The sequence below is a fragment of the Stenotrophomonas sp. WHRI 8082 genome (genome assembly GCF_040223995.2).
GTDB lineage: Bacteria > Pseudomonadota > Gammaproteobacteria > Xanthomonadales > Xanthomonadaceae > Stenotrophomonas.
Map to the genome: position 1 here is coordinate 628,128 of NZ_CP167826.1, position 11,644 is coordinate 639,771.

Sequence of the window (11,644 nt, forward strand, 5' to 3'; positions counted from 1 at the left end):
ATAGTCACACCCTTGCCGCGCCATCTGCGCCAGACTATGCGGATGGACCCTACGCATCCCCTGCGCGAAGACCCTTCCCTGCCGCCCAGCTGGTATGCCGCCAGCGTCGCGCCGCGCACGCCATTGCCCGCACTGGATGGCGATACCCATGCCGATGTCGCCATCCTGGGCGCAGGCTACACCGGGCTGTCCGCCGCGCTCGAGCTGGCATCGCGCGGACTCAAGGTGGTGGTGCTGGAAAGCTGTCGGGTAGGCTGGGGGGCCTCGGGCCGCAACGGTGGCCAGGTGCTGTCCGGCTATGGCTGCGAAGTCGATGTGCTGGAATCGCTGGTCGGCCCGGACGATGCGCGTACCTTGTTCGATCACTCACGCCAAGGCGTGCAACTGGTGCGTGATCGCATCGCCCACCACGGCATCGACTGTCACTGGGTTGCAGGCCACGCCAACGTGCCGATCACCGCACGCCAGGCGCGCACCCTGCATCACGACATGGAGCGGCTGACCGGGCACTACGATTACCCGATGCAATGGTGGGACCAGGCCACCCTGCGCGAGCAGCTGGACAGCCCCCGCTACCGGGGTGCCATGTTCGATCCGCTCAGTGGTCACCTGCACCCGTTGGCGTTCGCGCATGGCCTGGCCGACGCCGCCCTGGCCGCAGGCGCCACCGTCCACGAGCAGACGCCGGTCCTCGAACTGCAACGGCATCCGCGACCGGCGCTGCGCACGGCCACCGGCACCGTACACGCCGACCACGTGCTGCTGGCGGGCAACGCCTGGCTGGAAGGCATCGCGCCCGAACTCGAGCGCTACATCATGCCGGTGGGGACCTACATCGGCGCGACGCCGGTGCTCGGCGCCGAGCGTGCGCGCGCGTTGATCCGCAACGACATGGCCGTATCCGATACGGGCCTGGTGCTGGACTACTTCAGGCTCAGCCACGACCACCGCGTGGTGTTCGGCGGCGGTGCCAGCTATTCCTCGCGGCCACCACCGGGGCTGGCACAGGTGATGCAGCGCCGCCTGTGGCAGGTGTTCCCGCAGCTGCATGGCGTACCGATGGAGTACCTGTGGGGCGGCTATGTCGACATCACCACCCGCCGCGCACCGCATTGGGGACGACTCACCCCGGACATCTACTTTGCCCAAGGGTTTTCCGGCCATGGCGTAGCGGCGGCCAACCTGGCCGGTCAGGTCATCGCCGAGGCCATCGCAGGCCAGGCGGGACGACTGGATGTGTTCGAACGCATCCCCCAACGCCCCTTCCCGGGCGGCCGGCTGCTGCGGACGCCGCTGCTCGTAGCGACCATGGCATTTGTGAAGCTGCGCAATTTAATTTGGTGATGGAGTTCAAGTTTTTGAGCCGCAGGCCGCTAGTACCTACGACCCAGCCCGTTCCGAGCGCACGCCTCATGCCCGCCTTGCTGCAGGGCGCTTTCGAAAGCGACCCCGGTGTTGACCCCCTGCCCCAGCGCGTCCTGCTGGTGGAAAACTCCCGCACGTTCACCACCCTGGTGCGTGAGGCCATCGAGCAGCGGCTCGATGTGACCGTGACCGTGGCCTCCACGCTGGCCGAAGCCGGCCGGCTGCTGGAAGAACAACAGGGCTGGTTCCTGGTATTGACCGGCCTGGTGCTCGCCGATGGCGACCGCGACGGGGTGGTGGACTTCTTCGTGTCCCGCGGCATGCCGACCGTCGTGGTCAGCGGCGTGTACGACGAGGACGTGCGCCGACGCGTACTGGAACAGAAAGTCATCGATTACGTGCTCAAGAACACACCGGGTAGCGTGGATTACCTGGTGTGGCTGGTGCAGCGGCTGGACCGCAACCGGCGCATCGCCGCACTGGTGGTGGACGATTCACCGTCCGCGCGCGGTTATGCCGCCGCGCTGCTGCGCATGTACGGCCATGAAGTGTACGAAGCCGCGGACGGCGAGCAGGGCCTGGCCGCCATCGAGGCCCATCCGGCGATCCGGCTGGCCGTAGTGGACCAGGAAATGCCTGGCATGCAGGGCGTGGAGTTCACCCGTCGGCTGCGCATGCAGCGTTCGCGCGACAAGGTGGCGGTGATCGGCCTGTCCGGCAACACCGATGTCACCCTGATTCCGCGCTTCCTGAAGAACGGGGCCAACGACTTCCTGCGCAAGCCGTTCTCGCGCGAAGAATTCTTCTGCCGGGTTTCGCAGAACGTGGACCAGCTTGAGCTGATCGGTACGCTGCAGGACCTGGCCACGCGCGACTTCCTGACCGGCCTGCCCAACCGCCGTTATTTCCTGGAACACAGCCAGCGCCAGCTGCCGCAGTTGCAGCAGGACGACGAGTGGGTGGCAGTGGCGATGGTCGATATCGACCATTTCAAGCACATCAACGACAGCTTCGGCCACGATGGCGGCGACGAAGCACTGCGCGCCTGCGCCGATGCCGTCGCGGCGCATGCACGCAGCGGCGACCTGGTGGCGCGTTTCGGTGGCGAAGAGTTCTGCCTGATGGTGCCGGGGCTGGACCCGGAAGCTGCGGTCTCCTACTTCGAAGCGTTGCGCCATGCGATCGCGATGCTGCGCGTGCCGATCGGCGACACCACGCTGCGCATGACCGTCAGCATCGGCTTGTGCTGCCTGCGGCCACGCCGTGACAGCCTGCATGCATTGATCACCGAAGCCGACCGCCAGCTTTACCTGGCCAAGGCCGGTGGCCGCAACCGCGTATGCGGCGCCAACGCGGCCGCCACGGCCGCCTGAGGCAGACGCTCGGTAGTGCCGCGCACTGCCCGGCGCTACCGGTCACGTCGCCACGCCGTCATCCGCTTTGATCCAGATCAGTGCCCGGCGCTCTACAGCCGTCGACACTCGCGCCATCGGTCACATGGAGCGCGCACATGGCACTACTGGTCTGGCAGGACGACCTCAACATCGGCATCGACGTCATCGATCATCAGCACATGCGGATCGTGGAGATGCTCAACCAGCTGCATGTTGCCCAGCAGGGGGTGCAGCGCGCTGCCGTGGCGGACGTGATGGGGGAACTGGTGGATTACACCATGTCCCATTTCGCCTTCGAAGAGGAGCTGATGGAAGAGGCCGGCTACCCGTTCTGTGCCGCACACAAACGCGTGCACGAGATATTCGGTAAGCGCGTGTCGGATTACCGTCTGCGTTTCCAGGCGGGGGAAGATGTCACCGATGAACTGCGCAGCATGCTGTCGCGTTGGCTGTTCAACCATATCCGCGGCGATGACAAGGCGTACGCCGAGCAGGTGAAACAGCACCTCAACCAGTTCACCCGCCAGCACCAGGGCGGCACGTGGCTGGGCCGCACCTTGAAACGCTTCTTCAGCTGATCAGCGCACGCGCCGCTGCAGCGCCAACAGGGCACAGATGGTGATCAGCGCGGCAATGCAAAGGTAGTAGCCGACGGCCACCAGACCGAAGCGTTCGGCCAGCCACGTGGCCAGGTAGGGCGCGGGGGCCGCACCCAGGATGCCGGCCAGGTTGAACGACAACGAGGCCCCGGTGTAACGCACCTCCACCGGATAGATCTCGGCCAGGAAGGTGCCGCACGGACCGTAGGTGAGCCCCATCAGGAACAGGCCCAGCGACAGGAAGCCCAGCACCATCCACGGACTGCCGGCCTGGAACAGCGGCGCCAGCAACACCCCGAAGCCCACGATCAGGCCGCTGGCGATGATCATCGTGCGGCGCGTGCCCCAGCGGTCGCCGTAGCGCGCGGAAATGGGAATACCGGCGGCGAAGAACAGGATGCCGACCATCTGCAGCAGCAGGAACTGCTCGCGGCTGTAGCCCAGCACGGACGTGCCATGACCCAGCGCGAACACCGTCATCAGGTAGAACAGCACGAAGGTGGCGAACACGCCCAGCGTGCCCAGCACCATCGGCACGGCGTGCTCGCGCAGCACGGTCATCATCGGCAGCTTGACCCGCGCATGGGTATCGAGCGCTTTCTGGAACGCCGGCGTCTCGTGGATGTTCAGGCGCACCCACAGTCCCAGCCCGACCAGCAGCGCGCTGGCGATGAACGGAATGCGCCAGCCCCACTGCAGGAAGTCGTCGGTCGACAACAGCCGCCCCAGCAACAGGAAAATGCCCGCCGACAACAGAAAGCCCAGCGGCGCACCCAACTGCGGGAACATGCCATACCACGCGCGTTTGCCCGGGGGCGCGTTCTCGGTTGCCAGCAGCACCGCCCCGCCCCACTCCCCGCCCAGCCCCAGGCCTTGGCCGAACCGGCACAGCGCCAGCAGCGCCGGTGCCCACAAGCCGATCTGCGCGTGCGTAGGCAACAGTCCGATCAGTACCGTGGACAGCCCCATCGTCAGCAGCGCAGCGACCAGCGTGGCCTTGCGACCGATCCGGTCACCGAAGTGGCCAAACACCGCCGAGCCCACCGGACGCGCGATGAACGCGACCGCGAAGGTGGCCAGCGACTGCAGCAGCGCGGCCTGGTCACTGCTCTCGGGGAAGAACAGGTGCGGAAACACCAGCACCGCCGCCGTCGCGTAGATGTAGAAGTCGAAGAACTCGATGGTGGTGCCGATCAGGCTGGCCAGCAGCACGCGCCGCGGCGAATTGGCCGGCACGGGTGTGGGTGGAGCAGGTGCAACGGTGGACGACATGGAAGGGGAATCGCTGGGCAGGAAGCGTTCCGGATTCTGCCATGGGCTCCCGGCCGGGGGGCACATTGGTTTCAGCCGACACCGCCCGCACCACACGCCCGGTAGCGCCGACCCATGCTCGGCGAGCGCAGCGGGCCCCACCGCCGAACGTACCGCGTCACCCCGCGCGGATTGGCGCACCCGCCGCACACACCGATCGGGACATGCCTCCAACGCGCTAAGCGCCACCTACGAACCGCAACTTTGCCCATAGACGCAGGCAGGGTCACGTCCGCACGATGATGACGCTGACGACGTAGAAGCGTCAGCCGGGATTGGCATCCCGGATCGTGTGGTCCTTTGCACTCTGTTGCTGCCCTCACGGGCCCGGCGGAGAATGCATTGTCTCGCCCTTCATACGGCGGACGGTGCGTGGGGATCCCCGTATCCGCCGGCTTTTGGATCACACGACCGGTATGCCAACCCGCATCGTCCGCCACCCTCGCTTCGGCGCAGGTGGCCTTCCTGCCGAGCGAGGTTGACCGATGTCCGACCAACTCCTGAGCGGTGCACGCCTGCATTCCCTGCTGGGCGACCGCATGCACGACCTGCCCCGCCCCTTCATCGACACGCTGGAGCGCATCCTGATGGCCAATGGCGTGCCGCACCCGGCAGCGGGTCAGCGCCCTGCTCTGCAGTTCGTGTCTGCCTGCACTGACCGCCGCGACGGCGACGCAACGCAACGCGCAGCGTCCGCTGTGACGTTGCCCGAACGCGCAGTACCCGGCCTGCAGGAGGGCACCCGCCAGGCATTGGACGCGATCCTGGAAATCCTGCACGCGGTACACGACAGCCAGCACGATGGCTCCAACGAGGTGCTGCTGTGCGAGCGTCTGGTCGAGGGCCTGATCGTCGCGGGACGGCAGCTGGTCCGGGAGGCCGCGCCCAGCGCGCGGTGATCCCGTGTAGCGGCGTCCTTCGGCGGGGCAACGCGTTCGTGTCGCGCGGGAACGCGGCCCTCATGCGCCTCGCACAGTGCAGACAGCGCCTCGACCCGCGCAGCGGTACCGTGCGCCTACCTGCCCCGCTGGAGCGTTCGATGCCTTCTTCCGCCGCCTCCCTCACCACGCTGGCCACCACACAACCGGAGACGCTGGACGCGTTCTGGATGCCGTTCACCGCCAACGCGCAGTACAAAGGCGCGCCGCGCATGCTGGTACGCGCCGAAGGCATGTACTACGAAGACGTGGACGGTCGGCATATCCTGGATGGCACGGCCGGGCTGTGGTGCTGCAACGCCGGCCATGGTCGGAAGAAGATCGTCCAGGCGATTGCCGAACAGGCCGGCACGCTGGACTTCGCACCCACCTTCCAGATGGGGTCGCCTTTGCCGTTCGTGCTCGCACAACGGCTCGCCGCGCTGGCGCCGGCAGGATTGAACCATGTGTTCTTCACCAATTCCGGCTCGGAAGCGGTGGACAGCGCGATGAAGATCATCCTCGCCCACCATCGCGCGCGCGGCGAGGGCCAGCGCACGCGCTTCATCGGGCGGGAAAAGGCCTATCACGGCGTCGGCTTCGGCGGCATGGCGATCGGCGGCTTGGCCAACAACCGCCGTCAGTTCGGCCTGCAGCTTGGCGGCACCGCCCACCTTCCACACACCCTCGATCTGCAGCGCAACGCGTTCACGCAGGGCCTGCCTCGGCATGGCACCGAGCTGGCCGACGCACTGGAGCGACTGATCGCGCTGCACGACGCGTCCACCATCGCCGCGGTGTTCGTTGAACCCATCGCCGGGTCGGCCGGTGTCATCCTGCCCGCGCCCGGCTACCTGCAGCGGCTGCGCGAAATCTGCGACCACCATGGCATCGTGCTGGTGTTCGATGAAGTCATCACCGGCTTTGGCCGCGTCGGGATGCCCTTCGCGGCACAGCGTTTCGGCGTCACCCCTGACCTGATCACCTTCGCCAAGGCGGCCAGCAACGGCGCGGTGCCACTGGGCGGCGTGCTGGTGGCCGATGCCATCCATGCCAGCCTGCAGCAGGGCCCGGCCCAATCGATCGATCTGTTCCACGGCTATACGTATTCCGGCCATCCATTGGCCTGCGCGGCCGCCTTGGCCACGCTGGAAGTGTATGCCGAAGAGCGCCTGTTCGAGCGTGCGATCGAACTGGGTGACAACTGGCAGCAGGCCCTGCATCGCCTGCACGACCTTCCCAACGTGATCGACATCCGCAACTTCGGCCTGGTGGGCGCCGTGGAGCTTGCGCCGCGCCGAGATGCCCCTGGCAGCCGCGGCCACGAGGTGTTCCGGCGATGCTTCCATGATGGCGACCTGCTGGTGCGCCAGACCGGCGACATCATCGCGTTGTCGCCGCCCTTGATCGTGGAACCGGCGCAGATCGACCGGATCGCCGACGTGCTGGGGGCCATGATCCGCGCCACCGCCTGAGCCGGGACGCGCCGGCACGAGCCGGTACAATGGGCGGTTCCGCTCCACGACCGCCCGTTGCCCATGAACATCGTCGTCAAAGAAGAACTCAAAGCCTACATCGACCCGCTCACCGCGGACGAGTACGAAGCGCTGGAGCGCAGCATCCTCGCCGAAGGCTGCCGCGATGCGCTGGTGCTGTGGGGTGATGTACTGGTGGACGGACACAACCGGTACGGCATCTGCCAGAAGCACGACCTGCCCTTCAATACCGTGCAGAACACCCGCTTCCAGAGCATGGATGATGTCCACCTGTGGATGATCGAGCAGCACCTGGGCCGACGCAGCGTGTCCGACTTCCAGCGTGGCGAACTGGCGCTGCGCAAGCGTGAGATCCTGGCTGCGCGCAAGCGCATCGAGCAGGAGCAGCTGCAGCGCGAGAGCGACGGCACCAGCGAGGGCCAGGATGAGGACCAGGACAGCCCCCCGTGGGACCCGGCACCGACGTTCAGCCGTGCCGAACTGGCCCGCGAAGCCAAGCTGAGCAGCAACCAGATCAGCATGATCGAACGCATCCGTGCGCAGGCTGCGCCGGAAGTGGTCGAAGCGGTGAAGAACGGCCAGCTGTCGATCAGCGCGGCAGCGGCCGTGTCGTCGCTGCCGGAAGACGAACAACGTGCAGCCGCCACCGGTGGCAAGGACGACCTGAAGCAGGCCGCCAAGCGCGCGCGCGAAGCCAACCGCAAGCCACGCGCCGCCAAGCCGGACGCGGTGGTCGAGGCTGACGCGGTCAGCGAGGATGAGCAGGCGCTGCGCGATGCCGAAGTGCTCACCGCCCTGGAGCAGCTGGGTGAAGGCCCGCCCGCACTGCGCGCCCGGATTGTCAGCCTGACGCGTGAGAACGACGCCCTGCGCCAGCAGCTGGCGTCCCTGCGCGCCCAGTTGGCGTAAAGCCGAGCGGTGGACCCGACTGGTAGAGCCGACTTCAGTCGGCTGATGCTCGTTACCTCGTACAAACAGCAGCCGACTGAAGTCGGCTCTACCCGTCGGCTGACGTCGGTCGACCCCACCCGTCGGCCATCACCGGCAGCCGCATCGGTCGACCCCACCCGTCGGCCGTCACCGTCAGCCACATCGGTCGACCCCACCCATCGGCCATCACCGTCAGCCGCATCGGTCGGCCCCACCTTCACCCACCGCCCCGCCGCAGGCCGTCAACTGCGCCCAACATCCACCCCGTTAGACTGCGCGCATGAAGCCCACCCCGCCCCCTGCTCCCCACGATCCTCGCCGCGCCCAACTGCGCCGGTTGAAGGCCATCGCCTTCGGCATGTTGCTGGTCATGCTGGCCGGATTCGCCGTCAGCCACTGGCAGGGAGAGCGCGGCGCCTGGGCATGGGTCTCGGCGTTCTGCGAGGCGGCCGCCGTCGGCGCGATGGCGGACTGGTTCGCCGTGGTGGCACTGTTCCGCCGCCCCATGGGCCTGCCGATTCCGCACACCGCCATCATCCCGCGCAGCAAGGAACGCATCGGCGACAGTCTGGCTGTATTCGTGCGCGATCAGTTCCTCGCCCCGGACATGCTGCTGGCACGATTGAAGGTGTTTGATCCGGCGGCACGCCTCGGCAGTTGGCTGTCCGCGCCGGAACAGGTACGCATGCTGGCCGATATGGCGCGCACGTGGGCGCTGCAGGCGCTGGACTTCTTCGATGAAACGGCCGTACGGCGGCAACTGCACGCGTTCGTGGTGCAGCAGTTGCGGCAGTGGAATGCGGCCTCCACCGCGGGTGAGCTGCTGGCCCTGCTGACCGCCGATGGCCGCCATCAGCGCGTACTGGACGAAGGCCTGCAACGCGTCGCACGATGGCTGGAGCAGCCGGAAGTAAAGGAGCGCGCATCGCAGCTGATCGTGCGCTACATCCAGCGTGAGTGGCCCACCCTGTCCAGCACCGTGAACTGGATCAAGCCGATCGATGAGATCGGCGACAGCCTGGCCGAGCGACTGGCAGGTGCAGTGCTTGAAGAAATGCAGCAGGTGCTCGCCGAACCGATGCATCCGCTGCGCCAGGATTACGAGGCTTGGCTGGGCAATTACGTACAGCGGCTGCGCGAAGACCCGTCGCTGGCCGAACGCATCGAGCAGTTGAAGCAGGAAATGATCGACCACCCGGCCCTGCAGGACTATGTGCAGGGGCTGTGGTCGCGCATCCACGCCAGCCTGCGCGCGGATCTGCAGAGTGAGACCTCCGCGTTGGCAGGCTATCTGGAACGCAGCATGGCGGCGCTGGGCCGCAGCCTGTCATCGGACCCGGCGCTGCGTGATGCGCTCAACCAGCATCTGCTGGAAGGTGCCCAGCGGTTGACTTCGCGCCTGCGCGATGGGGTCACCACGCATATCGCCCAAACGGTAAAAGGCTGGGACGAGCGCCACCTGGTGGAGCAGCTGGAGCTGAGCGTTGGCCGCGACCTGCAGTTCATCCGCTTCAACGGCACGCTGGTCGGTGGGCTGATCGGTCTGTTGCTGCATGCCGCCACCACGTTCCTGCCTGGGTAAGCCGCGTTGCGTACGGCGCGCGCGCAGGGCCGCGCCACCGATTGATCCTGAAGCAGAGACTGCTGCCTGCGATCGATCTTTTCGACGCCATCCGCTTTGTGATTAGCGACAAACTCCGCGCCGTCGCACCTGCCTAGCATTGCCGTGCTCGCCCGCCAACAGCGGCAGCGGCGAGCCAGTCCTTGATTGACCTGAAAGGCCCGCTTTGCGCAGGGCCAGGAGACGTTGCGGCCTGAACATTCCTGCCGCTCGTCCTCAAACCGGATCCTAACCATGATCGACCACAACCGTCGTCTGTTCAGACCTCTCCTGCTTGCTGTTCTCTGTGCTGCGTCCACGCTGTCGATTGCGCACGCTGGCGCGCCCACACTGCACAGCGAGGACCTTGTCTACCAGTACGACGAAATGTTTGATTTCGATATCGGCGAGTGGCTGGAAACGCATGCGCCAACGCTGGCTGTGCAGGCAGAAACGCTTTCTCATTGGTCGGGCTACAGCGGGATCAGTCCGCGTGTGCTGCTTGCGCTGATGGAGCTGCAGACGGGCGTGGTGAGCTCTCCCCAGCCAAGTTCGGCGAGCCTGGAGCGGCCGTTTGGCACGCTTGTCGCCACGACGGGTTTCAGTGCGCAGTTGCGCGATGTTGCCGAAACGCTGCGCGATGCGATGTACGACGCTGCTGACAGAAGCACCCGTGGCCCTGTTGCGCTTGCTGCCGGCAATCCGCTGCGCACGCTGTATGCGCTGTCAGGAACCGAAAGCGCGCGTGCGACGCAGTTGGCGGATATCGGATTCGTTGATGTCTACCGCCGTCTGTTCGGAACCGAGCCAAAGCAGGTATCGCGCACGGCGCAGCCCCGCGCCGACGCTCCACCGAAAAACCTGCTGCAGTTCCCCTACCCGCTCAAAGCCCGCTGGCGCGTCGGAGGGGCACACACCAATTCCGGTAGCGGCAGATTCCCGATGTCTTCGCTGGACATGGGCGTGGGCGGGTGGTGGGGCAGCAACCAGAGCCGCAACTGGGTATCTGCATCCGCCGCCGGAAAATTCAAACGCCACTCTTCGTGCATGGCTGAAATCGTGCATGACGGTGGCTGGTCCACCACCTACTACCACCTGATGAATATCCGTCCCGCCACCGGCGACTCCGTGACGGCCAACGACCCCATCGCGAATCCGGCGAATACCCGGGGTCAGGCATTGTGCAACGGGGGTGCATCAACCGGCCCACACCAGCATTGGTCACTGAAGTCCAACGGAAGCCAACACCATCTGAACGGGGTCACCCTGTCCAGCTACGTGATCACTGCCACGGGCAGTAGTTACGACACCAATTGCCAACGCTTCAATCTCAGCCGGAACGGTAAACGCTACTGCGCCGGCGTCTACACCAACATAGGTGTCGACGCTCCCTGAATAGGGTATTCTCCCGCGCATCGCGCGCCAAGGCGGTGCGCCGGGGGAACCATGACCAGGATGTTGGTGACGCTGGCGCTGTGCGCGCTGGCAACGCAGGCGCATGCGCAACGCGTGTACAAATGCAGCGACGGCAAGCAGACCATCTACCAGTCCGTGCCGTGCCCGAAAGAGCTGGACACCGGCGTCAGCCGCCCTATCGTGCGCGACCCCAACCTGACCTCCGCCGACCGCGTGCGTGTGGCCCGCGAGACGTCGCAGGCGCGCCGTTGGGTCCGCGAAAGCGTCGGCTATGACCAGCCGGACATACGCGGCACGGTCATCGACAACGTCGTCGATGCGGAAGCGTGCGAGGACGCGCGCGTCCGCAAGGAAATGACCGAGGTGTTCACGGGACGCACGGCGCCCGAACGCGTCAACAAGGAAATCCACCGCGCGTGCGCGGTTCGCTGACCGACTGATGCGCCATCCGTTCGTCCATGGGACCGTACTGAAAACGCTTGCTTAACTAAATGCGAATACTTATCATTTAAGCATTGTCGTACGCCCAGCCAGTCAGTTGCGGATGCTCTGCTTCCGTCTCCGCCGCCCCGTGTACCCACACCACTGTCTGCCGCTCGGGCCCTGCGCCCGCGCG

General features: G+C 66.2%; 10 protein-coding genes. 9 read left to right on the forward strand and 1 reads right to left on the reverse strand.

Annotated elements, in window-relative coordinates; translation table 11 throughout:
- The first annotated feature begins 36 nt into the window (after positions 1 to 36).
- The 3 genes from ABRP17_RS02840 (at position 37) to ABRP17_RS02850 (ending at position 3,337) form a co-directional block, all read left to right on the forward strand.
- Complete coding sequence (locus ABRP17_RS02840) at positions 37 to 1,344, forward strand: NAD(P)/FAD-dependent oxidoreductase (RefSeq protein WP_372486871.1); 1,308 nt, start codon at positions 37 to 39, stop codon at positions 1,342 to 1,344.
- A 68-nt stretch (positions 1,345 to 1,412) separates the two neighbouring features.
- Entirely contained in the window at positions 1,413 to 2,738 is a 1,326-nt protein-coding gene (locus tag ABRP17_RS02845; protein ID WP_188324510.1) for a diguanylate cyclase, read from the forward strand.
- A gap of 137 nt (positions 2,739 to 2,875) precedes the next feature.
- Positions 2,876 to 3,337 carry a bacteriohemerythrin gene (locus tag ABRP17_RS02850; RefSeq protein ID WP_188324511.1) on the forward strand — a complete coding sequence of 154 codons (462 nt, stop codon included), beginning with the start codon at positions 2,876 to 2,878 and terminating at the stop codon, positions 3,335 to 3,337.
- Here the strand turns inward: ABRP17_RS02850 and ABRP17_RS02855 are convergent, their stop codons facing one another.
- Positions 3,338 to 4,630 carry an MFS transporter gene (locus ABRP17_RS02855; RefSeq protein ID WP_192080433.1) on the reverse strand — a complete coding sequence of 431 codons (1,293 nt, stop codon included), beginning with the start codon at positions 4,628 to 4,630 and terminating at the stop codon, positions 3,338 to 3,340.
- Positions 4,631 to 5,154: 524 nt separating this feature from the next.
- Between ABRP17_RS02855 and ABRP17_RS02860 the strand changes: the two genes are divergently transcribed.
- The 6 genes from ABRP17_RS02860 to ABRP17_RS02885 all read left to right on the forward strand — a co-directional run bounded on the left by ABRP17_RS02860 (position 5,155) and on the right by ABRP17_RS02885 (position 11,460).
- Positions 5,155 to 5,568: a hypothetical protein gene (locus ABRP17_RS02860; RefSeq protein WP_349984806.1), complete on the forward strand. Its 414-nt coding sequence runs from the start codon at positions 5,155 to 5,157 to the stop codon at positions 5,566 to 5,568.
- A 128-nt stretch (positions 5,569 to 5,696) separates the two neighbouring features.
- Entirely contained in the window at positions 5,697 to 7,061 is a 1,365-nt protein-coding gene (locus tag ABRP17_RS02865) for an aspartate aminotransferase family protein (protein ID WP_372486948.1), read from the forward strand.
- Positions 7,062 to 7,124: 63 nt separating this feature from the next.
- Positions 7,125 to 7,991 (forward strand): plasmid replication/partition related protein, encoded by an 867-nt coding sequence (locus tag ABRP17_RS02870; protein ID WP_349984808.1) that lies wholly within the window; start codon positions 7,125 to 7,127, stop codon positions 7,989 to 7,991.
- A 301-nt stretch (positions 7,992 to 8,292) separates the two neighbouring features.
- Positions 8,293 to 9,594, forward strand: coding sequence for a DUF445 family protein (locus ABRP17_RS02875; protein WP_349984809.1), 1,302 nt, complete (start codon positions 8,293 to 8,295; stop codon positions 9,592 to 9,594).
- A 273-nt stretch (positions 9,595 to 9,867) separates the two neighbouring features.
- A complete protein-coding gene (locus ABRP17_RS02880; RefSeq protein ID WP_349984810.1) occupies positions 9,868 to 11,007 on the forward strand; it encodes a M23 family metallopeptidase in 1,140 nt (379 codons plus the stop codon).
- Between the two features lie 66 nt (positions 11,008 to 11,073).
- Positions 11,074 to 11,460, forward strand: a complete 387-nt coding sequence (locus ABRP17_RS02885; protein ID WP_188324518.1) for a DUF4124 domain-containing protein — start codon at positions 11,074 to 11,076, stop codon at positions 11,458 to 11,460.
- Positions 11,461 to 11,644 lie beyond the last annotated feature (184 nt).

What these genes read in the sequence shown, in the direction of transcription:
- ABRP17_RS02840 (WP_372486871.1), top strand. Translation starts at nt 37, where the DNA reads ATGCGGATGGACCCTACGCATCCCCTGCGCGAAGACCCTTCCCTGCCG.
- ABRP17_RS02845 (WP_188324510.1), top strand. Translation starts at nt 1,413, where the DNA reads ATGCCCGCCTTGCTGCAGGGCGCTTTCGAAAGCGACCCCGGTGTTGAC.
- ABRP17_RS02850 (WP_188324511.1), top strand. Translation starts at nt 2,876, where the DNA reads ATGGCACTACTGGTCTGGCAGGACGACCTCAACATCGGCATCGACGTC.
- ABRP17_RS02855 (WP_192080433.1), bottom strand. Translation starts at nt 4,630, where the DNA reads ATGTCGTCCACCGTTGCACCTGCTCCACCCACACCCGTGCCGGCCAAT.
- ABRP17_RS02860 (WP_349984806.1), top strand. Translation starts at nt 5,155, where the DNA reads ATGTCCGACCAACTCCTGAGCGGTGCACGCCTGCATTCCCTGCTGGGC.
- ABRP17_RS02870 (WP_349984808.1), top strand. Translation starts at nt 7,125, where the DNA reads ATGAACATCGTCGTCAAAGAAGAACTCAAAGCCTACATCGACCCGCTC.
- ABRP17_RS02875 (WP_349984809.1), top strand. Translation starts at nt 8,293, where the DNA reads ATGAAGCCCACCCCGCCCCCTGCTCCCCACGATCCTCGCCGCGCCCAA.
- ABRP17_RS02880 (WP_349984810.1), top strand. Translation starts at nt 9,868, where the DNA reads ATGATCGACCACAACCGTCGTCTGTTCAGACCTCTCCTGCTTGCTGTT.